The sequence below is a fragment of the Streptomyces sp. NPDC048603 genome (assembly GCF_043199475.1).
Lineage (GTDB): Bacteria > Actinomycetota > Actinomycetes > Streptomycetales > Streptomycetaceae > Streptomyces.
Genome location: NZ_JBICVY010000001.1, coordinates 497,126 through 520,529 on the forward strand (window position 1 = coordinate 497,126; position 23,404 = coordinate 520,529).

Below are 23,404 nucleotides of genomic sequence, written 5' to 3' on the forward strand. Positions count from 1 at the left end.
GCGAACCGCCGCACACGGCCGGTTTCCGGCCACCGGGTGGACCGTCCGGGGCAGGGCGGGGAGCCTTGAGTCATGGCCCCTTCCGCTCCCGGCACCCCCGACCGGCCCCCTCCTCCGCCCCCGCCCCCGCCGGCGGATCCCGGGGCGGCCCGGCCCGGCCCGGGCTCGCCCGTGCCCGCCGTGCGGCTGGCCACCGCGCGCGGCCGGTGGATCCTGCTCACCACCGTGCTCGGCTCGACCATGGCCCTGCTGGACTCGACCGTGGTCAACGTGGCCCTCCCCCGCATCGGCGAGGACCTGGGCGCGGACATGGCCGCCCTGCAGTGGACGGTCAACGCCTACCTGCTCACCCTGGCCGGGCTGATCCTGGTCGGCGGGGCCCTGGGCGACCGGTACGGGAGGCGCCGGATCTTCGTGCTCGGCGTGGTCTGGTTCGCGGCCGGTTCCCTGCTGTGCGGACTCGCCCCGAACACGGAGGTGCTGATCGCCGCGCGGGCCCTGCAGGGCGTCGGCGGGGCGCTGCTGACCCCCGGCTCGCTGGCGATCATCCAGGGGTCGCTGCACCCGGACGACCGGGGGCGGGCGGTGGGTCTGTGGTCCGGGCTGGGTGGGGTGGGGGCGGCCGTGGGCCCGTTCCTGGGCGGGTGGCTGGTGGACGGACCGGGCTGGCGCTGGGTGTTCCTGCTGAACGTGCCGCTGGCCGCGGTGTGCGTGCCGGTCGCGCTGCGGTACGTGCCGGAGACCCGCGACCCGCAGGCCACCGGGCGGTTCGACGTGGCCGGGGCGGTACTCGGCGCGGCCTCGCTCGGGCTGGTGACGTACGCGCTGATCGAGGCGAACAGCGCGTCCGGCCCGGTGATCGGCTCCGCGGTGGCGGGCGTGCTGCTGGGCGTGGCGTTCGTGCTCGTCGAGCGGCGGCGGGCGGAGCCCATGCTGCCGCCGGAGATCTTCCGGTCCCGCCAGTTCACCGCCGTCAACCTGGTCACGCTGGCCGTCTACGCCGCCCTCGGCGGGTTCTTCTTCCTGTCGGTGCTCCAGCTGCAGGTGGTCTCCGGCTACTCGGCGCTGGGCGCCGGGGCGGCCCTGCTGCCGGTCACCGTGATCATGCTGCTGCTGTCGGCCCGGTCGGGCGAGCTCGCGGAGCGGATCGGCCCGCGGATCCCGCTCACGGTGGGGCCGCTGGTGTGTGCGGCCGGCATGCTGCTGATGATCCGGGCCGGGCCGGACGCCTCGTACGTCTCGGACGTACTGCCGGCCATGACGGTGCTGGGCCTGGGCCTGGCGGCCCTGGTGGCGCCGCTGACCTCCACGGTGCTGGCCTCGGTGGACCCGGGGCGGGCCGGGCTGGCCAGCGGGATCAACAACGCGGCCGCGCGGGCCGCCGGCCTGCTCGCGGTCGCGGCACTGCCCCTGCTGTCCGGCATGGGCCCGGAGGCCTACCTCTCCCCCGTCGAGTTCGACGCCGCGTTCGCGCGGGCGATGGCGTGGTGCGCGGGACTGCTGGTGCTCGGTTCGGCGCTGGCCTGGGCGACCGTACGGCGACCCGATCCGGGGGCGGCCCATCCGCAGTGCCACACGCAGTGCGGGGTGGGCGCGCCCACGCTGGAACCGCCGCAGGCGGAACACTGATCACGCCCGTACGGTGGGAAGGGGCTGTGCGCGGAGGTGGCCATGACCGACCGGGAGACCGTCGAGGTCCGGGAACTGCTGCGCAGGGCGGTGACCCGCAATGACGCGGCCGCCATGCGGGAGGCCGTGGACCGGCTGTACGGGCACGGCCCGGAGGGCCTCTCGGCGGCGGCGGAGTACGAGCTCCGCCACCCGGACTACGTGATGGAGATGCCGCAGTCGGGCGAGCGGATCCGCGGCCGCGAGGCGATGCGTCGCATGCAGGAGACCTATCCGGTGCCGCCGTCGGTCACCGTGCGCCGGCTGACGGGTTCGGGCCGGGTGTGGGTGCTGGAGACCGTCAACGACTACGCGGGCGAGATCTGGCACGCGGCGGTGGTCCTGGAACTCGACCAGGAAGGGCGGATCCTGCGGGACACCCGGTACTACGGGAAGCCGTTCCCGCCGGAGCCGTCACGGGCCGCGCTCGTGGAGCCCATCGACTGACGGCCGCGGCCATCGGCCGCTGCCGCCGACCCGGGCGCTCACTGGTTCTGGCCGCCGAGGACGAAGAGGAGATAGACGAAGAAGGCGAAGAGGTGGCCGACGAAGAGGTAGGCGATCAGGCGGATCACCAGACCGCGCGGGAACTTCGTCTCGGAGTGCTCGGACATGGGAGCTCCTTCGTGTCAGGGGCGGGCGTGGCCGCCGGTGCCGCCGAGGCACAGCCCGGCGAGGCTGCTCTGCAGCAGGGTGTGGACGAACAGCAGGTCGGCGCCGCCGCCCGTGGCGGCCGCGATCCGGTGCGGGGTGAGCGAGTCGAAGTGCGCGCTGTCCCCCGGTTCCAGCAGGTACTCGGCCTCCGCCAGGTGCAGCCGCAGCCGCCCCTTGAGCACGTACAGCCACTCCTCCCCGGGATGGACACGGACCAGTTCGCCTTGGCCACGGCCGTGCGGAACGTGCACCCGGAGCGCCTGCATGCCCCGGCCTGAGCCGCCTGCCTGCCAGTACGTCCAGCCGTCGGCCTCCCGGGCGCCCGGACCGCCGGCCCGTACGATGGGATCGGCGACGGCGGTGGTCTCGCCCAGCAGCTCCGACACGGTGGTGCCGTAGGTGCGGGCGAGGGCGAGCAGCAGCGGCAGAGACGGCTGTCGCCGGCCGGTCTCCAGGCGGGACAGGTGGGCCGGGGACAGACCGGCCCTGGCGGCCGCGGCCTCCAGGGTCAGACCGGCGCGGCGGCGCAGGTCGCGCAGGTGCGGGGCGACGTCGGGCAGCCGGTCGGGCTCCTGGTCGGTGCTCATGAACCGATTGAGCCAGGGTTTTGCCTGTGAGGCAATCCGCTTTGCCCCTGAGGCAAAATCGCGCGCGGTCTCAGCGCGCAGGGGTCGGCGTTCAGGGGGTCCCGGCGTTCAGGAAGTCCCGGTGCCGAGCACCGTGTCGACCGTGTCCGCGTCGGCGGCCCGCTTGTCCGGGCGGTGCCGCAGCACCCGGGCGAACCGCAGCGCGACCCCGGCCGGGTAGCGCGGGGAGCGCTGCAGGCCGTCGTAGGCGATCTCCACGACCAGCTCGGGCCGGACCCGCACGGTGAACCCGTCGTCCCCTGTGGCCAGTTCACGCAGCCGGCCGGTCTGCCAGTGCAGCATGGCGTCGGTCAGGCCCTTGAAGGTCTTGCCGAGCATCACGAAGGTGCCGTCGGCCGCCCGCGCGCCCAGGTGCAGGTTGGACAGCAGTCCGGTACGCCGCCCGTGGCCCCATTCGGCGGCCAGCACCACCAGGTCCAGGGTGTGCACCGGCTTCACCTTGAGCCAGAGCTTGCCGCGCCGGCCCGCCGCGTACACGGAGTCCAGGGACTTGACCATCACGCCCTCGTGGCCCCGGCGCAGCGTCTCGGCCCAGAAGGCCTCGGCCTCGGCGAGCCGGCCCACCGGGTCCTCGACGACCAGGCGGCGGACCAGTGCCTCACCGGGCACCAGGCGGACCAGCGCGGCGTACCGCTCGCGCACCGGGAGGTCCAGCAGCACCCGGTCCTCGGTGGCCAGGACGTCGAAGAAGAACGGCCTGACGGGCAGCGCGGCCCGCGCCGCCGCCACGTCCAGACGCGAGCCGACCCGGCTCGCCACCTCCTGGAAGGGCACCGGACGACCGTCCCCGTCGAGCGCGATCACCTCGCCGTCCAGGATGAAACAGGCTTCCGGGAGCTCCCGGGCCAGCTCCGCCACCTCCGGCAGCCGGCCGGTGATCTCGTCCAGGGACCGCGTGTACACGCGGACCGTGTCCCCGTCGCGGTGGACCTGTACGCGGATGCCGTCGAGCTTCTCCTCCACGCTGCACGGCCCCAGGGCGGCGAGGGCCTCCGCGACGGACCCGGCGGTGCTCGCCAGCATCGGCTGCACCGGGCGGCCCACGTGGAGGCCGACACGGGTGAGGGCCCGCTCGCCGTCGGCCAGCACGGCCGCGGCCACCCGGGGCAGCGAGCCCTCCAGCATCACCGCCCGCCGCAGGTCGGCGGCCGGCACCCCGGCCGCCCGGGCCGCGCCCTCCAGGGCGACGGCGTCCAGGGCGCCCTGCCGGACCTCCCCGGAGAGCAGGCTGCGCAGGAACCTCTGCTCGTCGGCGGTGGCCGCGCCGAGCAGGGCGTCCACGATCCGGTGCCGTTCTGCCTGGGCTCCCGGCCCCGCGACCCCGGTGAGCGCGGTGACGGCCGCGTCCACCTCGGGCACGGTGAGGAGGGGCCGGTCCGCCGGGGCCACGTCGCGGGCCAGGGCGCGCCAGCCGATGCCGGGCCGGCCCTGCGGGAGCCGCCCGGCCAGGTACGAGACCACCAGGGCGGCCTCCTCGGCGGGGGCGGCGGCGAACAGCTCCGCGAGGAGGGCGACCTTGCGCGACCGGGCGGGGGTCTCGGCGACCTCCCGGGACACGCGGGCGACCTCGGCCAGCAGCATGCCGCCATCGTCCCGCCCCCGTGCGGCCCGCGCAGGTCGGGCCCGTACCGCGGCTGCGGTACGCCGGGCGGCCCGGCGTACGCCTGGAGGAGGTGCGGGAGTTCCGACTGCGGGTGCTCCGGCCGCCGGGTCCGTCGCCGTAGGGTTCCCGTATGAAGCTCCGACTGCCCCGGCGCCGCCGCGACCGCCTGCTCGCCGGCGCCGCCGCGCTCGCCGTCCTCGCGGGCGCCGGTACCTGGACCGCGACGGCCGCGGGGGACGACCCGCCCGCGGTGCACCGGCAGGACCAGGTCCTGGACATGCCCGGCGCGCGCATCGACACCTCGTACTTCACGGCCGGGGACGCCCGGGGCGCGAAGGCCGGTGAGGGCGCGGGCGGGCCGGCGAAACGGCCCGCGGTGCTCCTCGCCCACGGTTTCGGCGGTTCCAAGGACGACCTGCGCGCGCAGGCGGAGCGGCTGGCGCGCGACGGGTACGCCGTACTGACCTGGTCCGCGCGCGGGTTCGGGCGCTCGGGCGGACAGATCGGCCTGAACGACCCCGAGTTCGAGGTGAAGGACGTCTCCCGGCTGATCGACTGGCTGGCGGCGCGCCCCGAGGTCGCCCTGGACGCCAAGGGCGATCCGCGCGTCGGCGTCGCCGGGGCCTCCTACGGCGGCGCGGTCTCGCTGCTCGCCGCCGGGCACGATCCGCGGGTGGACGCGATCGCCCCGCAGATCACCTACTGGAACCTCGCGGACGCGCTGTTCCCGAACGGGGTCTTCAAGAAGCTGTGGGCCGGGGTGTTCTTCACCACCGGCTCGGCCGGCGGACTGCGGTCCGCGGGCGCGCCCGCCGAGGGGCGGCCCTCCGACGGGCGGCCTGCGGACCCGGGCGCCGCGCCCGGCGGCCCCGCGCCCGGCTGCGGCCGGTTCCAGCCGGCCCTGTGCGCGATGTACGAGCGGGTGGCGGTGGCCGGCCGGCCCGACCCGGAGGCCCGCGCGCTGCTGGAGGCCCGCAGCCCCTCGGCGGTCGGCGGGCGGATCAAGGTGCCCACGCTGATCGTGCAGGGGCAGACCGACTCGCTGTTCCCGCTGGACCAGTCCGACGCGATGGCGCGGGCGATCACCGCGAACGGGGCCCCGGTCGCGGTCGACTGGGCGGCCGGCGGCCACGACGGCGGCATGCGGAACGGCTCCCGCGTGGAGGCGCGGACCGCCGCCTGGTTCGACCGCCACCTCAAGGGCGACACCTCCGCCGCGACCGGCCCGGCCTTCCAGGTCACCCGTACCGGCGGCATCGACACCACCAACGGGGACGTGCAGGTCCGCCAGGCCACCGCCGACGGCTACCCCGGACTGCGGTCCGCGCCGCGCGCGTTCGCCCTGGCCGGCCGGGAGCAGAGCTTCGCCAACCCGGCCGGCGGTGCCCCGCCGGCGCTGTCCGCGCTGCCCGGCATCGGCGGGCAGCTCGCCGCCCTGGGCACCGGGTTCTCCCTCGACTTCCCGGGCCAGCACGCCCGCTTCGACTCGGCGCCGCTGGACGGCGCGCTGCGGATCACCGGGACCCCGACCGTGAAGGTCCACGTGAGGTCGACGGCGGCCGACGGCTCGGCCGTGCTGTTCGGCAAGGTGTACGACGTGGGGCCGGACGGCCTGCAGCAGGTGCTGCCGAGTCAGCTCGTCGCCCCGGTGCGGGTGGAGAACGCCGGCGGCGGCACGGACGTCGACCTGGTCCTCCCCGCCGTCGACCACGGGCTGGAGGCCGGGCACCGGCTCCGGCTGGTGCTGTCCGCCACCGACCTCGGCTACGCCGGCCCGGCGGCCCCGGCGACGTACACCGTCGCCCTGCGGGGCCCGCTGTCGGTACCCGTGGCGGAGGGAGTGCGGACGGCGCCCGCGGCACTGCCCGGCTGGACCTGGGGGCTGCCGGCCGGCGCGGCCGTCCTGGCCGCCGTCCTGCTGACGGTGCGCCGGCGGCGGACGCCCGGCGCGGCCCCGGCGTCGGCGCGGCCGGAACCGGCCCCGGCCGGCGTACCGCTGGAGATCACCGGTCTGACCAAGCGGTACGCGAAGGCCAAGGACCGGTACGCGGTCCGCGACCTGTCGTTCCGTGTGGAGAAGGGCCAGGTCCTCGGCCTGCTCGGGCCCAACGGAGCGGGCAAGACGACCACCCTGCGCATGCTGATGGGGCTGATCACCCCGGACGCCGGGGAGATCCGGGTGTTCGGGCAGGCGGTGCGCCCGGGGTCGCCGGTGCTGTCCCGGGTCGGCGCGTTCGTGGAGGGCGCCGGATTCCTGCCACACCTGTCGGGGCGGGCGAACCTGGAACTGTACTGGCGGGCCACCGGCCGCCCGGCCGGGGACTCGCACATGGCGGAGGCCCTGGAGATCGCCGGGCTGGGCGACGCGCTGGAGCGGGCGGTACGGACGTACTCGCAGGGCATGCGGCAGCGGCTGGCGATCGCCCAGGCGATGCTGGGCCTGCCGGACCTGCTGATCCTCGACGAGCCGACGAACGGTCTGGACCCGCCGCAGATCCGCGAAATGCGGGACGTGATGATCCGCTATGCGGCCGGCGGCCGGACGGTGATCGTCTCCAGCCACCTCCTGTCGGAGGTCGAACAGTCCTGTACGCACCTGGTCGTCATGGACCGGGGGCGGCTGGTGCAGGCGGGCCCGGTGGCCGAGATCACCGGTGGCGGCGACACCCTGCTGGTGACGCTGTCGGAACAGGTTCCGCGGACGACCGTCGAGAAGGTGGCGGCGCTGGAGGGAGTGGGTTCGGTGGTCGGTTCCGAGGACGGGCTCGGCCTGCTGGTGCGGCTCGACGGCGCCGGCGCGGGCGAGCTGATCGCGGAGCTGGTGCGGCTGGAGGTGCCGGTGACCGGGGTGGGCCCGCACCGGAGGCTGGAGGACGCGTTCCTCACCCTGATCGGAGGTGCGGCATGAGCGTGGTGGAGGCGGCACCGGGGTACCGGGCGCGGCACACGCTGCCGCTGCGGGTGGAGGCGCTGCGCCAGTGGCGGCGGCGCCGGACGCTGGTGATGGGCGGGATCCTGGCCGCCCTCCCCTTCGTGCTGATCATCGCGTTCGCGGTGGGCGGCGAACCGGGACGCGGCGGGGACGGCGGTGACCGGATCAGCCTGATCGACACGGCCACCGCCTCGGCGGCGAACTTCACGGTGACCTGTCTCTTCGTCTCGGCGGGCTTCCTGCTCGTCGTACCCGTGGCGTTGTTCTGCGGGGACACGGTGGCCTCGGAGGCGAGCTGGTCCTCGCTGCGCTACCTGCTGGCCTCGCCGGTGCCGCGGGCCCGGCTGCTGTGGAGCAAGCTGGTGGTGGCACTGGGGTTCTCGCTGGCGGCGATCGTGCTGCTGCCTGCGGTGGCGCTGGCCGCGGGGACCGTGGCGTACGGCTGGGGCCCGCTGGAGCTGCCGGCGGGCGGCTCGCTGCCGGCCGGGGACGCGCTGTCCCGGCTGGCGGTCGCGGTGGCGTTCGTCTTCGTGTCGCAGCTGGTGACGGCCGGGCTGGCGTTCTGGTTGTCGACCCGTACGGACGCGCCGCTGGGCGCGGTCGGCGGGGCGGTCGGCCTGACGATCGTCGGGAACGTGCTGGACGCGGTGACCGCGCTGGGCGACTGGCGCGAGTTCCTGCCCGCACACTGGCAGTTCTCCTGGCTGGACGCGCTGCAGCCCCACGTGGAGTGGGCCGGGATGGCGAAGGGCGCGGCGGTGTCGGTGTCGTACGCGATCGTGCTGGTGGCGCTCGCGTTCCGCGGTTTCGCCCGCAAGGACATCGTCTCCTAGCCGGGCCGCGTCCTGGCGTTCGCGGGCCCTGGCCCGGCCGGTGAAACGGGGAATCCCCGGCACCGGGCGTCGGGGCCCACTCCCGGGCAGCGGCCGTTCCCGGCGAACCCCGCACGGGCGCGGCCGACGACCCAGACGGCTCCTGAGCCCTGTGTCGAAAGTGCTCGTGACACGGTGGGCCGTGGGTGTCCCCTCACGAGTTCCCCGTCATCTGCCTGGGGAAAGGGCATCCTGCAGTGTCTGAGGTATGGGGTAGGAGCGCTCCGTGGGAAACAGCCGTTGTGCTTTGGCGGTGTGCCCGGTTTGTATCAGTGCCGAGGCTTTGCGGACTTGGGGGGTGAGGTCGGTGAGACTGACGATCCAGTCGTCGGTGAACGTGCGGATCAGGCGGCGGCCGATGCCGACCTGGATGCTGTAGTGATTCAGTGCCGCTCCGCGCGGCGAGCGTTCCGGGTCCCACTGGACGTGTACGGGTGCCTGGGCGACGGCCGCCGGGTCGGCGGTCGTCAGCACGGCCTGGGACAGGGCCTCCTCCCAGCCCTCCCGGGTCATCCGCACTGCGAGAACACGGTCCTGACCCGGCTTGCGGGCCCAGTTGCTGCGGTGCATCAGCCACATGAACGACGGCTTGATCCACGTCATCCGCTGGAACGAGAACGGTGCGACGAAGCGGCCCGCCCGCAGTGCCGCGTCAGCGATGGCACATGAGTACGCCTGATAGACCACGATCGTGTGAGCGTCGTAGTCGGCACGAATCTGATGCTGGGGCGTCATGCGCCGCACCCTGCCACCTGGTCCGCCGGCGCGGCGAGCCGATTTCGCCCCCCCCTGGAGGCGGTTCGAACGCGCTGCTCAGAGCCACTCGTTGATGACAGCTACGAGGAGCCCGGTGTCTCTTGAGGCGGTTGACACCGCACTCAACCGTTTCGATTCACCGCCAAGGCCCCTGGCGGCCGCGGGCCGGCGCCGGCCGCGCGGAGGAGTGCGGCGGTTTCCGGGTGGGGGCCGAGCAGGGCCCAGTCGAGCGGGGAGAGGCCCGTTCCGCCGTCCTCCCGGAGGGTGGGGTCGGCACCGTGCGCGAGGAGTTCGCGGACGGCGTCGGTGTGGCCCCAGGAAGCGGCCGCGCACAGGGGTGTGCCTTCCGAACCGGTGCCACCGCTCTCCGAGTTCGGCGGGGCGCCGGCCGCCAGCAGCAGGCGGACGGCGTCGGCGGCCCCGTGGACGGAGGCGGCGTAGAGGGGTGTGATGCCGTCCGCGGCCGGCGTCGCCGGGTCGGCGCCGGCCCGGAGCAGGGCCCGGACACGTCCGGCGTCGTCGGTCCAGACGGCGAGGAGCAGGGCCCGGGTGAGCTTCTTCTGCCGCCTGCGGTTCACGTCTTCTCCTCCGCGTGGGGGCCGATCCGGCGGACCGGGGTGCCGGCCAGGAAGGCGGCGACGGCCTCGACCGCCTGGCCGTAGTACGTCGCGTAGTTCGCGCGCGTGACGTAGCCGAGGTGCGGGGTGGCCAGCAGGCGCGGGGCCGTCCGGACGGGGTGGCCGGGCGGGAGGGGTTCCTCGTCGAAGACGTCGAGGCCGGCGCCCGCGATCCGGCCCTCGTGCAGGGCGTCGAGCAGGGCGTCCTGGTCGACGATGGCCGACCGCGAGGTGTTGACCAGGTAGGCGTCGGGCTTCATCAGGGCGAGCTCGGCGGCTCCGACCAGCCCGCGGCTGCGTTCGCCCAGGGCGAGGTGGACGGAGACGAAGTCGCTGCCGGCCAGCAGGTCCTCCTTGGAGGCGGCCAGCCCGACCCCCACCTCCTCGGTGCGCTGCCGGGTGAGGTTCGGGCTCCAGGCCCACACCTCCATGCCGAAGGCGAGGCCGACCTGCGCGACCCGGCTGCCGGTCTTCCCGAGTCCGAGCAGACCGAGCCGCCGGCCGTGCAGGTCGGCTCCGACGGTGCTCTGCCAGGGCCCGCCGGACCGCAGGGCGTCCGCTTCGGCGACGAGCCCTCGGGCGAGGCCGAGCAACAGGGCCCAGGTGAGCTCCACGGGCGGGGTGGACGCGCTGGCGGTGCCGCACACCACCACCCCGTTGCGGTGGGCCGCCTCGTAGTCGATGACGGAGTTCCGCATGCCGCTCGCGACCAGGAGCCGCAGTCGCGGCAGCCGGTCCAGCAGGGCGGCCGGGAAGGGAACCCGCTCGCGCAGGGTGACGAGGATGTCGAACCCGGCCAGGCGCCGGACGAGTTCCTCCTCGTCGGAGAGGTGGTCGGGGAAGGTGACCACCTCCACCCGGTCCGTGACCGGCGACCAGTCGGCGAGCGTGGTGGCCGCTCCCTGGAAGTCGTCGAGGACGGCGCAGCGCAGCGGTCCGCCTTCCCGGCCGGTGCTCACGCGGGGACCCCGATGCCCGGGATCTCCTCGATCGCGGCGAGGAGTTCGGGCTCCAGGGGCCGGTCGGCGACGGCCGCGTTGGCGCGGACCTGCTCGGCCGAGGTGGCGCCCGCGATGACGGAGGCACAGGCGGGCTGGGCGGCGAGCCAGCCGATGGCGAGCTCCAGCACCGTACGGCCGGACTTGTCGGCGATCGAGGCCAGCGCCTCGACGACGTCCAGCCGCTCCTCGGTGACGTAGGAGTCGCGCCCCTCCAGCCGGGAGCCGGCCGGGACCGGGGCGCCGCGCCGGATCTTGCCGGTGAGCAGGCCGTTGGCGAGCGGGAAGAAGGGCAGGACGCCGACTCCGTAGTGCCGGGCGGCCGGGACGAGTTCGCGCTCCACGGAGCGCTCCAGCAGCGACCACTCGTTCTGCGCGGACACGAAGGGCACGGCGCCGGTCTCGCGGGCGACGTGCGCGGCCTCGGCGAGCTGCCAGCCGTTGAGGTTGGAGTGGCCGAGGTAGCGCACCTTGCCCTCGGCGACGAGTTCGCCGAGCGCGGCCAGGGTCTCGGCGATGGGGGTGGCCGGGTCGGGGCTGTGCAGCTGGAGGAGGTCGATGCGGTCGGTGTCCAGGCGGCGCAGGGACTCCTCGACGGCACGCCGGATGTAGGCGCGTCCGCCCTTGGACCCGGCGGCCGGGCCGTAGCCCATGTCGGCGCCGTCGTAACCGAACTTGGTGGCGAGGACGACCTCGTCGCGGCGGCCCTTGAGGGCCCGGCCGAGGTGCTCCTCGGAGGAGCCGCGGGGGCTGCCGTAGATGTCGGCGGTGTCGAGCAGGGTGATGCCGGCCTCCAGCGCGGCATCGACGACGGCGCGGGTGGCGGCGGCGTCCAGCCGGGCACCGAAGTTGTTGCAGCCGAGGCCGACCGCGGATACCAGCAGGCCCGAACTGCCAAGCGGGAGATAGCGCATGGGTACGTTCCGCTCCTCGTGTGTGGGTGATCCACACGCTATCCGCTGGATTCGCGGTGTGTCAGGACGGGCCGGGCGGTCCGTCACCTCGCGGCCGGCCGCAGCCGGGCACCTCAGGTGCCCGCGACGGCGGCGAGGCGGGCGAGGTGTTCCCGGCCGTGGGAGAGACGGCCGGGCAGTTCGGCGGCGTCGGGGTGCCAGCGCTTCTCGTACTCCCAGCAGAGCCAGCCGTCGGCGGGTGTGCCGGCCACGGCCTCGGCGAGCGGCACCACTCCCTCGCCCAGCCCGATCGGGGTCAGTTCGGTCGTCGATGCCACGTCCTTGACCTGCAGGTATCCCAGGTGTCCGGCGAGGGCCTGCCGTGAGGCGTCCGGTTCCTCCCCGGCGAGCCAGGTGTGCATTACGTCCCACAGTGCGCCGACGGCCGGATGGCCGACCCGGTCCAGGATCCGCCCGGTGGCGGCTCCGGTGCGGTGCGAGTCGTGCGTCTCCAGCAGGATGCGTACGCCGTGGCGCTCGGCGAAGGGGGCCGCCGCGGTCAGCCGGCGCACCGCGTGGGCGTCGGCCTCGGGCTCGGGGAGACGGCCGCCGCCGGGGAAGACCCGGACGAAGGGGGCTCCGAGGTCGGCGGCGAGGACGATCAGGGAGAGCAGCTCGGCGACCACGGGATCGTCCTCCCCGGCCGCGGCCACCTTGGCGTGGCCGGCGATGGCGAGCACGGTGACCCCGGCGGCGGCGAAGGCCCGGACCGCGGCGGCCCGGTCGGCGTTGGGGGTGCCGGGGTGCAGCGGTTCCTCGGCGTGGGCACGGAGCTCCACTCCGTCGAAGCCGTGTTCGGCGGCGAGCGCGGCTGCCTCGGCGACGGTGCTGCCGGGGAGGCCGAGCGTGGAGAAGGCGTACTTCATGGCGTCGTGGTCGCTTCCTCGCGGGGGCGGGCGGCCGGTCGGGCGGCGCGGCTCGCACGAAACGGCCGGCCCGGACGGCCGGGCCTCCGGAGGACGTCCGGCCGGCTCGGCGGGGACCGGCACCCGGTGCCGCGCCTCCTCGCGTTCCGCGCCATCGTCTCATCCGCCGGCGCCGGTCCTCGGCGCGCCGGTCCGGTGAGCCGTTCACCGGCGGCTCTTGACCCTCACGTGGCGTCAGGCTGCATAGTCGGGGCCGTGGAAGATCACTGGACCGTGGGACACGTGGCCGAGCTGGCCGGAGTGAGCGTCCGCACGCTGCACCACTATGACGAGGTCGGGCTCGTTCGGCCGTCGGCGCGGACAGCGGCCGGCTACCGGGCCTATGCGGCGGGCGACGTGGAACGGCTGCGGGAGGTGCTGGCCTACCGGCGGTTGGGCTTCGGCCTGCGGGAGATCGCGGAACTGGTCGGCGACCCCTCCGGCGACGCGGTCGCGCACCTGCGCCGGCTGCGCGGCCTGCTGCTGGAGCAGCGTGATCGCACCGACGCCATGGTGGCGGCCATCGACAGGGAACTCGACGCGCGGGCGAAGGGACGGGAAGTGACACCGGAGGAGCAACTGGAGATGCTCGGTGCACGGCTGTACGACACGATCGGCGGCGCGTACACGGCGACACGGCGTACCGAGCCGCGGATCGCCGCGCGGATCTGGGACGCGCTCGGGGACGCGCGGACGGTACTGAACGTCGGTGCCGGTACCGGCTCCTACGAGCCTGCCGATCGCGAGGTGACCGCGGTGGAGCCTTCGGCCGTCATGCGGGGGCAGCGGCCTGCCGGCTCGGCGCCGTGCGTGGCCGCCGCCGCGGAGAGCCTGCCGTTCGAGGACCTGTCCTTCGACGTCGCGATGGCCGTCTCCACCGTTCACCACTGGGCGGACCCGATGGCGGGGCTGCGCGAGATGCGGCGCGTGGCCCGGCGCGTGGTGGTGCTCACGTTCGACACCGATGAGCCCGGCTGGCAGGACCGGTTCTGGCTCACCCGCGACTACTTGCCCGAGTTCGCCGCCGTCCTCGCGGGGTTTCCCCCGCTTGCCGGGATGGCCGACGCGATCGGCGCCCGCGCCGAGCCGGTGCCCGTCCCCTGGGACTGCGCCGACGGTCTGTTCGAGGCGTACTGGCGGCGGCCGGGGGCGTATCTGGAGGAGCAGGTGCGCCGGGCGATGTCGGTATGGACGAGGGTCGGGCCGGAGGCCGAGCAGCGGGCGGTGCGAAGTCTCGCCGACGACCTCGGCTCCGGCCGGTGGGCGGAGCGCAACGGCGACCTCGCCGGCCTCGACGCGGCGGATCTGGGCCTTCGCCTGCTCATGACGTGAACCCGAGCGTGAAGGTGCGGTTCGGGGTGGCGTGGTGGACGGGTCCGGGGAAGCGGCCGGCGGCGCGGGTCACGGCCTCCTCGGGTGGGGGTCCCCCCGGACGGAGTCTGGGGGAGTGTGCCGCGGCCGACGTGGGTGACGATCAGGCGGGCGGCGCCGGCGCCGCGGGCGCAATCGCCCGCCTGTTCGGGGGTGTGGTGGCCGTCGGGGGTGCCGTCGGCCTCGCAGAGCAGCACCTCGCAGCCGGCGGCGAGTTCGGTCAGGGCCGGACAGGGCTCGCAGTCGCCGGAGTAGACCAGTGAGGTGCCCGGCGCATCGACGCGCAGGGCGAAGGCGGGCAGGCCATGGGTCACGGCCCGGCTGGTGAGGCGGAGCTGCCCGATGCGGACCGTGTGGCCGTCGTGGAGCTCGTGCACGGCGAAGGCGGACTCGACGGGGCTGCGGCGCGGGCCGTTGGTGAGGAAGCCGGCGAGCCGGTCGGCGATGCCGGGCGGCCCGAACAGCGGGAGCGGCGCGGCGGGTTCGAGGTCGGCGTACAGCAGGGCGTAGTAGGCCGTGAGCAGGTCGGCGCAGTGGTCGGCGTGCAGGTGGGAGATCCAGACGGCGTCGATCCGGTCGAGCCGGGCGTGCCGCTGGAGGGCGCCGAGGGTCCCGGTGCCGGCGTCGATCCACAGCCGGGTGCCCGCGTGCTCCAGGAGGTAGCCGGAGCAGGGGTTGTCCACGGCCGGGTACGGCGTGGCGCTTCCCAGGACGGTGAGGTGGACGGGTGCGGCGAGCGGCATCGGCGGTCTCCGGGGCGAGGACGGGATCGACGGTCAGGCGGGCAGGCGGTCAGGCGGTCAGGCGGTCAGGCGGTCAGGCGCCGTACGAGGGCCACCAGGGCGGCCCGTTCGGCGTCGGGGCCGGCGTCCACCGTCTCCGGGACGAGCATGCGGGCGAGCTGCGGCAGGGTGAACCAGGCGGAGACCAGGGACAGCACCGTGTGCACGAGCAGGCCGGGGCCGGGACCGCCCGCGGGTGCGTCGGTGCCGCGGGCGCGGGCGACGGCGGCGACCTTCTCGGCGTAGTGGTCGGAGCGCTCGCCCTGGGCGGCCAGCCGGTCCTGGCACATCAGGCCCTCCCACGCCTTGAGCCGCAGGAAGTGCGGGTGGGCGCGGTGGTAGTCGTAGATGCGGCCGGCGTAGTCGCCGAGGTCGGCGGCCTGTTCGTCGGTGAGGGGGACGGCCGCGGCGGCCTTCTCCAGCTCTGCCTCCAGGACGGCGTTGAAGAGCTTCTGCTTGTTGCCGAAGTACTGGTAGATCCGCTCCTTGTTGACACCCGCCCGCTCGGCGACGCGCGCGACCCGGGCGCCTTCCGGCCCGTGCTCGGCGAACTCCGCCACCGCGGCGTCGAGCAGGAGCTGTTTCGTGCGTGCTGTGTCCCAGGCCATGAGCTGCACCCTAGCTCCCGGAGCGGGCTCCGCGCCCACATCTCCAACCGAATGGTTGGACTTTGGATCGTGAGCCTGCAAGACTCCAACCATTCGGTTGGAGATACCCTCCGGCCGTCACCCGCGCACCGAGGATTCCGGGGGGAACCATGAACGCAGCACCGTCCGTCCACCGCCGCGCCTTCATCACCTGGCTGGCCGTCTACCCGACCATCACCCTCGCGCTCCTGCTGCTCGGCCCGCTCACGCAGGACCTGCCGCTCGCGGTCCGCACCCTGATCCTGACCGCAGTGGTGGTCCCGGTCGTGGCCTACTGGCTGATCCCGGCCCTGATGAAGGCCAACGCCTCACTCACACGGCGGGCACGCGAGGGCGGCGGGTCGGCCGCCTGACCGCGCGGACTCCGTCGCCGGAAACCTCAACCGGCTGGGCATCCGAAGCGAGAAGGACAACCGCTGCGGTGGCAGACCCCTGTCAACCGCGGCCAGACCACCCGTCACGGGATCAGATGTCGCCGTGAACCAGGGCGTGCAGGTGCTCGTCGTGCCATCCGTCTTCGTGCAGCAGGGCGCTACGCATCGTGCCTTCGAGGGAGTAACCGGCCTTCGCCGCCACTCGGCACGATGCCGAGTTGGCCACCGCGTGGCACAGCCGGAGCCGGTGCAGCCCAAGGTCGTCAAACGCCCACTGACTGACGCGCTTCACAGCCTCGGCCATGGCGCCCCGCCCGCGTCCTGCCGGCAGGATCCAGTACATGATTTCGGCACTGCCGCCACTGAGGTCGATGTCGCCCCAGCCGATCAGCCCCACCGCCTGACCGCCATCGGGCCCGGCGATCGCCCATATCGCGCTCTGCTCGTTCTCCCATCGCTCGCGCATGCGCTCGATCCGCATGCGCGCTTCCTCCTGCGACGTCAAAACGAGGCGGTTCCACTGACGAATGGCCGGTTCCCGGGCAGCAGCCACCAAGGCGTCGGCGTCTTCGACGCGCCAGGGGCGTAGCTCCAAACCACCGGTCAGAGCGAGCACGGGTTGTTCCATTTCGGCCATGTGGCCTGCGGGAACGACCCGCGGAACGGGTGAGGTGATCATCGCCGCATCGTGCCACAGCCCTGAACCGGACAGGAGCTGCTACATCCGGTTCCTGTCCATCAACCCGGTCAACCTGAGCGGTCACGGCACTCCCTGCTCCTCAACATCCGACAGGCCCCGTGCCGCCACCGCGGACCGGCGCCGCCGGGCCGGGGAAAACCGTTCCGGCCCGGCGGCGCCCACCACGTACCCTCCCGGCATGAGCATGAGGAACTCGACGGTCCGCGCGGTCAACCGGCTGACCGGCCGATGGGCAGAGGCCGCGGTCGCCCCCGACGGCCGGACGGGAACGGTGCTGACCGCGGCCGGGGTGTGGCCGCTGCTGGCCCTGCTGGCGGACGGCGCGGGCGGCCCGGCCAGGAAGGAGCTGGCCGAGGCCCTCGGCATACCCGCGGACCGGGCTGCCGCCGCTTCCCGGGACCTGCTCACCGCACTGGGGCGCGTACCCGGTCTCCAGGCCGCCGTCGGGCTCTGGTCCGACAGCGGCCTTCCGTTGGAGCCTGACTGGGCGGCGCTGCTGCCCGAGGGTGCGCACGGCACCCTGACCGGCGACGCGGCCGTGGACGGCGGGGCACTGGACGGCTGGGCCGCCGAGCGGACGGGCGGCCTCATCGAGCGGATGCCCGTGACACTGACCGAGGACACCCGGCTGGTGCTCGCGTCCGCCCTGGCCCTGCGGCTGCGGTGGATCCGGCCCTTCCGCGACTGGCCGACAGTGATCGACGGCGGTCCGTGGTCCGGCCGGAACGTCGTGGGGCTGTACCGCAGTACCTCGCTGCTGCACCGCGTCCGGGTCGCCGAGGCAGCAGGCGGACCTGTCACCGTACTGGAGGTGGTCGGCGACGGCGGAGTGGACGTCCACCTCGTGCTGGGCGAGCCGGAGGCCGCCGCGGGGCAGGTGCTGACCGGCGGCATCGCCGCCGTGACCCGCGCCCTGCCGTCGGTCGACGGCTTCTCCCTGCCCTGGGGCGCGGCAGGACCGGGTCTGCACGTCCGCCGGGAGGCCGCCTACCGGCCGGAACCCCGGCTCGACATCGGCACGGTGGCCTTCTCCGCGGAGGCCGAGCACGACCTCCTGGACCGCGCCGGACTGTTCGGCTTGGAGACCGCAGCCTCGCGCATCACCTCCGGCCACTTCCCGGGGATCAGCCGCGATCCGCTCCTCATCGGGTCGGGCAGCCAGGCAGCGATGGCCCGCTTCCACGCGAAGGGGTTCGAGGCCGCGGCCGCCACCGCCTTCGGGGCGGTGGCGGCCGGGATTCCGCCACCCCCTCCGTACCGCGTCCGGACCATCGGCCTCCGCTTCGACCGGCCCTTCGGCTTCCTCGCGGTCCAGCGCTCCTCGCGGCTCGTCCTGGCCGCGGGCTGGGTGGCCGACCCCCTCCCCCACACCCCGGAGATGGAGAAGTCCCAGGAGGAGAAGGAACGCGAGGAGGCCGAGGCCTGGGAGAACGAGGACCGGGACGACGAGGACCGGGACGACGAGGGCTGGGGCGACGGGCGCTGAAGGAGGGCCTCGACAGCCGCGCGGGCCCGGTCCGACGCTCAAGGCCGCCTGGCCGGGCTCGCGCGGGGCCGGCACGACAGCCGTGTCCGATCGATCAGGGCGGGGGCGGCGACCAAGCGGGCTGACGCGCTGCCAGGGCCGACGTCTCCGCGAAGGGCGGCACGCGTCCGGTGCCTCCGCTCCCCGACACCGACAGGGACGCGGCCGCCGCCCCGTACGCGACGGCCTCCTCCAGGCGGTCGCCCAGCGCCAGCCGGGCCGTCGCGGTCCCGGTGAAGCAGTCCCCGGCACCGGTGGCATCGACCGGGCGCGGGTTCACCGGGACCGGGAGGAACCGTGCCGGGCCGGCACCGTCGTGCAGCAGCAGCCGGTCGGGGCCCGCCGTGACGGCCACCGCCCGCGCGCCCAGCGCGCGGTACCGCTCGGCGGCCTCGCGCGGGCCGGCGGTGCTCCCGGCGGCGGAGGCGCGGACCCTGACCGATGCCGCCGGGCTGCCCGGCCGAACGCCGAACACCCTGACCGGCCCGGGGGAGCTGGAAGCGGAACTGGAGCGGGTCCGGGCGCGGGGCTTCGCCGTGGACGACGAGGAGAACGAGCCGACCATCCGTTGCGTCGGCGCGGCGGTATCCGGTCCGGCGGGGCGGCCGGTCGGCGGGGTGAGCGTGACCACCGTCACCTTCCTGACCGGCCTTGACGAGCTGGAGTCGTACGCCCCGGCGGTACGGGCGGCGGCTGAGGCCCTGGCTCCGCTGCTCTGAGGCGAGTTCACCCGAATGCAGCCGTGGCCCGTCGCCGCACCGGCCCCTTTTCGCGGAGCCGGTCCGGCCGCACCGGCCGGACCGGGCGCCGGTTTCCGGCCACCGAGTCCCGGATGTCCGGCCCCGGCGGGCCGGTGCGGCCGCACGCATTCGTCCGCTCGCCCTATCGTTCCGATCCGACTATCGGATAAGTGTTATCCAGTCCCCTCTCGCGGGTCTCCCGGGCATTGGGCATCATCGGCCGGCGGCAAGACAGGGAAGTTCCATGAGTACACAGCACACGGCAGGATCCGCGGGGTCGGCGGGGTCGGCGGAGTTCGCGGCACTCGTCGTGGCGGCCCGCGAGGGGGACCCGCGGGCCCAGGACGACCTCGTCAGCGCGCACCTCCCGCTCGTCTACAACATCGTCGGCCGGGCGCTGGGCGGGTCCGTGGACGTCGACGACGTGGTCCAGGACACCATGCTCCGCGCGCTGGACGGCCTGGGCGGGCTCCGCTCCGCGGACAGCTTCCGGTCCTGGCTGGTGGCCATCGCCATGAACCGGGTGCGGGCCCACTGGCAGGACCGGCAGACCGGTCCGTACGGCCTGGAAGCGGCCGGGGAACTCGCCGACCCGGGTGCCGACTTCGTCGACCTCACGATGGTCCGGCTGCAGCTGGCCGGGCAGCGCCAGGAGACGGCCCGCGCCACCCGCTGGCTGGAGCCGGACGACCGTGGGCTGCTGTCGCTGTGGTGGCTGGAGTGCGCGGGCGAGCTGACGCGTGCCGAGGTGGCAGCCGCCCTGGAGCTGACCCCGCAGCACACCGCGGTCCGCGTCCAGCGGATGAAGGCACAGCTGGAGGCGGCCCGGGTGGTGGTCCGGGCGCTCGACGCGGTCCCGCCCTGCGAGGACCTGCGGGCGCTTCTGACGGGCTGGGACGGGCGGCCCTCCGCCCTGTGGCGCAAGCGAATAGCCCGGCACGCCCGCGAGTGCATGCGCTGCTCGGGCCTGTGGGCGGGCCTGGTCCCGGCGGAGGGTCTGCTGGCCGGCCTGGCGCTGGTCCCGGTGTCGGCGGCCCTGCTGGCGGGCGTGCGGTCGGCCCTGGCGGCTTCGACGGCCACGGCTCCGGGCATGGCCCCCACGGCGTGGGGCGGCCCGGCCGGCACCCACGACACGGCCGGTGCGCACGCCACGACCGGTGCGTACGCCACGGCCGGTACGTACGGCACCGCCGGTGCCGCCCAGGACGGGGACGCGGGCACCGCCGCGACCGTGGGACACAGCAGCGATGGATTCCGCGTCGGAGCACGCAAGGCCCGTACCGGTGCCCGCAGGCGGCGGGCCGTGGGCGGGGCCGTGGTGGCGGCCTGTGTGGCCGGCGGAACGTTCTGGTACCTCGGGACCCCGGATGGCGAGGAGGCGGCGGACCGGGTCGTGCAGGGGGCCGCCGCTTCCCCGCTCGTCGCTCCGGCGGCCTCGGACCCCGCCGCATCGCCGTCGTCCCCGGCATCCGCATCCGCTTCGGCTTCCGCTTCCGCCTCCGCTTCCGCTTCCGTGTCGGCCTCGCCCACCGCGAGTGCGTCCAGGAGCGCCTCTCCGGCCAGGACCCCCTCGCCGGCGCGGAGCACGGCCAAGCCCGCCCCCAGCCCGTCCACCGTGAAGCCGAACGGCGGCGCCACGCCGTCCGGCCTCGCGGCGCAGGTGGTGGCGCTGGTCAACAAGGAGCGGGCGGCGGCCGGCTGCGGACCGCTCAAGGAGGACGCCCAACTCCGGAACGCCGCCCAGCGGCACTCCGACGACATGGCGGCCCGGGACTTCTTCGACCACACCAACCCCGACGGCCAGGACCCCGGCGACCGGACCACCCAGTCCGGCTACCGGTGGTCCACCTACGGCGAGAACATCGCACGCGGACAGCAGACCCCGGACTCGGTGATGAACTCCTGGATGAACAGCTCCGGGCACCGGGCCAACATCCTCAACTGCTCGTTCAAGGACATCGGCGTGGGCATCCACAAGGGCTCCGGCGGCCCCTGGTGGACGCAGAACTTCGGCGCCAAGCGGTAGGACGCCCCGTCCGGACGGGGGAAGGCGACCGTCACAGGACCCGGACCCCCGCCGGCCGGCCGGCCGGCGGGGGTCAGAAGGCCCGGGCCAGCACCTCGCCGCCCGAGCGGATGAGCATCCACACGCCCCCTCCTGCGCAGGCGACCGCCAGCACCCACGCGCAGAGCCCGCCGACCAGGGAGGAGCCGATCCGCCCGGTCGTGTGCACCGACGGGTCGTGCGGATCGAAGGTGACGTCGATCCGGTCCTCCCCCCACCCCGCCTCCTCCCAGCTGTGGGTCGAGCCGTCCGCGGTGGTGAACCGGTAGCTCGCACGCCAGTCGCCGTCGCCGTCCCGGCTGTTGTCCCACTTCTCGGCCTCAACGGCGAGACCCCGCTCGCTGAGCGCCCGCCACTTGCGGAGGGATTCCCAGCCGATGATCGGTGCGACCACCGCGGCGACGAGCAGGAAAGGGGAGAAGACCCACAACGCGACCGCCTCGTCGGTGGGCACCGCCGACGGACGGTCCGATTCCGGCAGAGACAGCAGCAGCGCCGGTCCTGTGAGGAAGCCGGCGACCACCAGACCGGCCAGGGCGAGCCGCAGCCACCTCCAGTCGGAGACACGGGGCTCGACCGTCACCCGCCTCGCCCCGGCCGACAGCGGGGGTTTCCGGACGGGCAGCGCGCTGCGCACCTCCTCGGCAAAGGCGCGCGTCGAGTGCGCGTTGCGGCCGGTCACCCTGTACGAGGAGGGCGAGGGCACGGGCTCGGTGCCTTGGGCCGGCCCGGCGAGCACGACCAGCAGCTCCCGCTCCAGGCCGGCCGGGAGGTCCACTCGTTCGATCACGGCCAGGGGTATGCGCCGGGTCTCGCTCCGGGAGCGCAGCACCAGCGCCCCGTCCTCGATGCGTGCCGTGCGCCCGCGCCGGCCCAACAGGACGGCGGGGGAAGGTGCGTTCGACGAGGTCACGAGCGTCACCCTAGGGCACGCCCCTGGGCGCGGACCCGGGCGGTCTCAGCCTGCGGGATCCGTCCGCGACCGGGCCCGGGCCCGGTCGCGGAACCAGGCGACCGTGCCCACCAGCACGGCCACGGCCACCCCGTACAGCGGCAGCCACAGGGTGGTCGTCGCCGCGAGGCACTCGGCGACGGCCTTACGGGCCTGGGACTCCCGCACGAACGCCAGGGCCGCGCCGTCGCCTCCGGCCAGGTCCCCCAGCGACGCCTCCGCCTGGAGGGCCTGGTACCGGCCCAGCAGCGCGCAGTCACGGCGCGTCCCGGGCATCGGGAACAGCCAGGCCCGGCGCTGCAGCAGGGGGGCGAGGGCGATCGCCACGCACAGGCCGACGACCAGCGAATACGCGACCAGGCCGCGCATGTACGAGGAGCCGATGCGCGGCGTCCACTCCGCCCGTGCCTGGAAGGCGAGCATCACCGCGAGGAGCGTCACCCCGACGAACGTCGCGAACCACTGCCACGAGCCCTGGGCGAGCGCGAAGGTCAGCACCGCGGCGAGTCCGATGCCGATGACACCGGGGGCCGGAAGGTCGTCCCCCGCCACGGTGGATGCCGGCTTCGGGGTCACTCGGGGGCTGGGATCGCTCACGGGCCTCTCCTGGACGGGGGGTGGGGGGCGCCTCAGGATCCTCCGCGGGGCGCCACCGCCCCAGGCGCCATGCCGCCGGGTCCGGGCGTCCCGCCCGGATGGCCCGGTCCTTGTCGGCGCTGACGCTGTCGGGTGTCGTGCGAGGCCGGTCGTCCGACAAATTCGCTACCCGGCGGCCGGAACGCCGTGATACACAACCGCCGTGCAAAAAATCTTGGAGTTTCCCGAGGTCCTGCGGCTGATCGAAGACCGCTCGGCCGCGTTCCGCGCTGCGATCGCGTCCGCCCCCGACCTTGACGTCCAGGTCCCGGCCTGCCCGGACTGGACGCTGCGCGAACTGGCGCAGCACCTCGGTGACGGCCGCCGCCGCCAGGCCGCCATCGTCGCGGCGGGCCCGGACGCTGAGCCCCCGGCGAGGACGGACCCGAAGGGCGCCCCGACCGCGCCCCGCGACCGCGAAGCCCTGGACGCCTGGCTCGCCGAGTCGACCGAGCTCATGCTCGACGCGATGCGCGAGGCCGGCCCGGACCGCAGCTGCTGGACCTGGTGGGGCCGCTCGCAGGCCCCGGAGACCAGCGGAGCCGTGGCCCGGCACCAGATCCAGGAGATCGCCGTCCACACCTACGACGCCCAGCTCACCCAGGGTGTGGAACAGCCGCTGCCGACGGAGGTCGCGGTCGAGGGCGTCGACGAGTTCCTGACGACCGTCTCGGCGACGTCCGTTCCCTGGCCGTTCAAGCCGGCGACCATCGACCTGCACACGACCGAGGGCCGCTCCTGGCGCCTGACCCTCAACGCCGACGGCGTCCGCTGCGAGGACCTCGCCGCCGACGCGGAGCCGGGCGACATGGCGATGCGAGGCGCAGCGAGCGAACTGGTCCTCTACTTCTACGAGCGCGTCCCGCTCGACGGCCTGGAGACCACCGGCGACACCGAGCCGATGGAGCAGCTCGCGGACTGGGACCCGAACGCGTAGAACGCGCACTTGGCACTCGCCATCCGGCTCCGCTCATGATCGCGGGGACAGCCCCCAGGGGGATGTCCCC

At 74.5% G+C, this 23,404-nt stretch carries 23 protein-coding genes and 1 pseudogene; 10 read left to right on the forward strand and 14 right to left on the reverse strand.

Annotated features, from left to right (window positions below; translation table 11 throughout):
* Positions 1–72: 72 nt before the first annotated feature.
* Positions 73–1,629: an MFS transporter gene (locus ACGFQ9_RS02405; RefSeq protein WP_393570310.1), complete on the forward strand. Its 1,557-nt coding sequence runs from the start codon at positions 73–75 to the stop codon at positions 1,627–1,629.
* A 42-nt stretch (positions 1,630–1,671) separates the two neighbouring features.
* Positions 1,672–2,115 carry a hypothetical protein gene (locus ACGFQ9_RS02410; RefSeq protein WP_393570312.1) on the forward strand — a complete coding sequence of 148 codons (444 nt, stop codon included), beginning with the start codon at positions 1,672–1,674 and terminating at the stop codon, positions 2,113–2,115.
* Positions 2,116–2,153: 38 nt separating this feature from the next.
* Here the strand turns inward: ACGFQ9_RS02410 and ACGFQ9_RS02415 are convergent, their stop codons facing one another.
* The 3 genes from ACGFQ9_RS02415 to ACGFQ9_RS02425 form a co-directional block, all read right to left on the reverse strand.
* Positions 2,154–2,282 (reverse strand): DUF6126 family protein, encoded by a 129-nt coding sequence (locus tag ACGFQ9_RS02415; RefSeq protein ID WP_365115079.1) that lies wholly within the window; start codon positions 2,280–2,282, stop codon positions 2,154–2,156.
* A 15-nt stretch (positions 2,283–2,297) separates the two neighbouring features.
* Positions 2,298–2,909 (reverse strand): helix-turn-helix domain-containing protein, encoded by a 612-nt coding sequence (locus ACGFQ9_RS02420; protein ID WP_393570314.1) that lies wholly within the window; start codon positions 2,907–2,909, stop codon positions 2,298–2,300.
* 108 nt (positions 2,910–3,017) lie between these two features.
* Positions 3,018–4,550 (reverse strand): ATP-dependent DNA ligase, encoded by a 1,533-nt coding sequence (locus tag ACGFQ9_RS02425; protein WP_393570316.1) that lies wholly within the window; start codon positions 4,548–4,550, stop codon positions 3,018–3,020.
* Between the two features lie 152 nt (positions 4,551–4,702).
* On the opposite strand from ACGFQ9_RS02425, the gene ACGFQ9_RS02430 reads away from it, so the two are divergent.
* Both ACGFQ9_RS02430 and ACGFQ9_RS02435 read left to right on the forward strand, forming a co-directional pair.
* Positions 4,703–7,480 (forward strand): alpha/beta fold hydrolase, encoded by a 2,778-nt coding sequence (locus ACGFQ9_RS02430; protein WP_393570318.1) that lies wholly within the window; start codon positions 4,703–4,705, stop codon positions 7,478–7,480.
* The gene (locus tag ACGFQ9_RS02435; protein WP_393570320.1) at positions 7,477–8,337 is read left to right on the forward strand and encodes an ABC transporter permease; all 861 of its coding nucleotides are present in this window, start codon (positions 7,477–7,479) and stop codon (positions 8,335–8,337) included. The genes ACGFQ9_RS02430 and ACGFQ9_RS02435 overlap by 4 nt, the downstream gene beginning before the upstream one ends.
* A gap of 207 nt (positions 8,338–8,544) precedes the next feature.
* Here the strand turns inward: ACGFQ9_RS02435 and ACGFQ9_RS02440 are convergent, their stop codons facing one another.
* The 5 genes from ACGFQ9_RS02440 to ACGFQ9_RS02460 form a co-directional block, all read right to left on the reverse strand.
* Positions 8,545–9,111, reverse strand: coding sequence for a DUF4291 domain-containing protein (locus ACGFQ9_RS02440; protein ID WP_393570322.1), 567 nt, complete (start codon positions 9,109–9,111; stop codon positions 8,545–8,547).
* A 143-nt stretch (positions 9,112–9,254) separates the two neighbouring features.
* Entirely contained in the window at positions 9,255–9,710 is a 456-nt protein-coding gene (locus ACGFQ9_RS02445; protein ID WP_393570324.1) for an ankyrin repeat domain-containing protein, read from the reverse strand.
* A complete protein-coding gene (locus ACGFQ9_RS02450) occupies positions 9,707–10,708 on the reverse strand; it encodes a D-2-hydroxyacid dehydrogenase family protein (protein ID WP_393570326.1) in 1,002 nt (333 codons plus the stop codon). The genes ACGFQ9_RS02445 and ACGFQ9_RS02450 overlap by 4 nt, the downstream gene beginning before the upstream one ends.
* A complete protein-coding gene (locus tag ACGFQ9_RS02455; protein ID WP_393570328.1) occupies positions 10,705–11,661 on the reverse strand; it encodes an aldo/keto reductase in 957 nt (318 codons plus the stop codon). Before ACGFQ9_RS02455 ends, ACGFQ9_RS02450 begins: the two co-directional genes overlap by 4 nt.
* 113 nt (positions 11,662–11,774) lie before the next feature.
* Positions 11,775–12,566, reverse strand: a complete 792-nt coding sequence (locus ACGFQ9_RS02460) for a sugar phosphate isomerase/epimerase family protein (protein WP_393570330.1) — start codon at positions 12,564–12,566, stop codon at positions 11,775–11,777.
* Between the two features lie 273 nt (positions 12,567–12,839).
* Here ACGFQ9_RS02460 and ACGFQ9_RS02465 point away from each other — a divergent pair, with 273 nt between their 5' ends.
* The gene (locus tag ACGFQ9_RS02465) at positions 12,840–13,937 is read left to right on the forward strand and encodes a MerR family transcriptional regulator (RefSeq protein ID WP_393570797.1); all 1,098 of its coding nucleotides are present in this window, start codon (positions 12,840–12,842) and stop codon (positions 13,935–13,937) included.
* 191 nt (positions 13,938–14,128) lie between these two features.
* Here ACGFQ9_RS02465 and ACGFQ9_RS02470 read toward each other — a convergent pair.
* Both ACGFQ9_RS02470 and ACGFQ9_RS02475 read right to left on the reverse strand, forming a co-directional pair.
* Positions 14,129–14,719 (reverse strand): annotated as a pseudogene (locus ACGFQ9_RS02470) (MBL fold metallo-hydrolase); the annotation flags it as partial.
* Between the two features lie 65 nt (positions 14,720–14,784).
* On the reverse strand, positions 14,785–15,366 hold the full coding sequence (locus ACGFQ9_RS02475; protein ID WP_393570331.1) for a TetR family transcriptional regulator: 582 nt from the start codon (positions 15,364–15,366) through the stop codon (positions 14,785–14,787).
* A 149-nt stretch (positions 15,367–15,515) separates the two neighbouring features.
* Here ACGFQ9_RS02475 and ACGFQ9_RS02480 point away from each other — a divergent pair, with 149 nt between their 5' ends.
* On the forward strand, positions 15,516–15,758 hold the full coding sequence (locus ACGFQ9_RS02480; protein ID WP_393570333.1) for a hypothetical protein: 243 nt from the start codon (positions 15,516–15,518) through the stop codon (positions 15,756–15,758).
* 112 nt (positions 15,759–15,870) lie between these two features.
* On the opposite strand, the gene ACGFQ9_RS02485 is transcribed toward ACGFQ9_RS02480, so the two are convergent.
* Positions 15,871–16,458 (reverse strand): GNAT family N-acetyltransferase, encoded by a 588-nt coding sequence (locus ACGFQ9_RS02485; protein ID WP_393570335.1) that lies wholly within the window; start codon positions 16,456–16,458, stop codon positions 15,871–15,873.
* A 199-nt stretch (positions 16,459–16,657) separates the two neighbouring features.
* Here ACGFQ9_RS02485 and ACGFQ9_RS02490 point away from each other — a divergent pair, with 199 nt between their 5' ends.
* Positions 16,658–17,965: a serpin family protein gene (locus tag ACGFQ9_RS02490; RefSeq protein WP_393570336.1), complete on the forward strand. Its 1,308-nt coding sequence runs from the start codon at positions 16,658–16,660 to the stop codon at positions 17,963–17,965.
* Positions 17,966–18,059: 94 nt separating this feature from the next.
* On the opposite strand, the gene ACGFQ9_RS02495 is transcribed toward ACGFQ9_RS02490, so the two are convergent.
* Complete coding sequence (locus tag ACGFQ9_RS02495) at positions 18,060–18,359, reverse strand: PfkB family carbohydrate kinase (protein ID WP_393570338.1); 300 nt, start codon at positions 18,357–18,359, stop codon at positions 18,060–18,062.
* On the opposite strand from ACGFQ9_RS02495, the gene ACGFQ9_RS02500 reads away from it, so the two are divergent.
* Positions 18,349–18,723 carry an IclR family transcriptional regulator C-terminal domain-containing protein gene (locus tag ACGFQ9_RS02500; protein WP_393570339.1) on the forward strand — a complete coding sequence of 125 codons (375 nt, stop codon included), beginning with the start codon at positions 18,349–18,351 and terminating at the stop codon, positions 18,721–18,723. The two genes, ACGFQ9_RS02495 and ACGFQ9_RS02500, sit on opposite strands and share 11 nt — an antisense overlap.
* Positions 18,724–18,988: 265 nt before the next feature.
* The gene (locus ACGFQ9_RS02505; RefSeq protein ID WP_393570340.1) at positions 18,989–20,770 is read left to right on the forward strand and encodes a sigma-70 family RNA polymerase sigma factor; all 1,782 of its coding nucleotides are present in this window, start codon (positions 18,989–18,991) and stop codon (positions 20,768–20,770) included.
* 73 nt (positions 20,771–20,843) lie between these two features.
* Here ACGFQ9_RS02505 and ACGFQ9_RS02510 read toward each other — a convergent pair whose 3' ends face one another.
* Together ACGFQ9_RS02510 and ACGFQ9_RS02515 are read right to left on the reverse strand one after the other, a co-directional pair.
* Complete coding sequence (locus tag ACGFQ9_RS02510; RefSeq protein WP_393570342.1) at positions 20,844–21,722, reverse strand: hypothetical protein; 879 nt, start codon at positions 21,720–21,722, stop codon at positions 20,844–20,846.
* 45 nt (positions 21,723–21,767) lie between these two features.
* On the reverse strand, positions 21,768–22,358 hold the full coding sequence (locus tag ACGFQ9_RS02515) for a hypothetical protein (protein ID WP_393570344.1): 591 nt from the start codon (positions 22,356–22,358) through the stop codon (positions 21,768–21,770).
* Between the two features lie 202 nt (positions 22,359–22,560).
* On the opposite strand from ACGFQ9_RS02515, the gene ACGFQ9_RS02520 reads away from it, so the two are divergent.
* On the forward strand, positions 22,561–23,334 hold the full coding sequence (locus ACGFQ9_RS02520) for a maleylpyruvate isomerase family mycothiol-dependent enzyme (protein ID WP_393570346.1): 774 nt from the start codon (positions 22,561–22,563) through the stop codon (positions 23,332–23,334).
* The last annotated feature ends 70 nt before the right edge of the window (positions 23,335–23,404 follow it).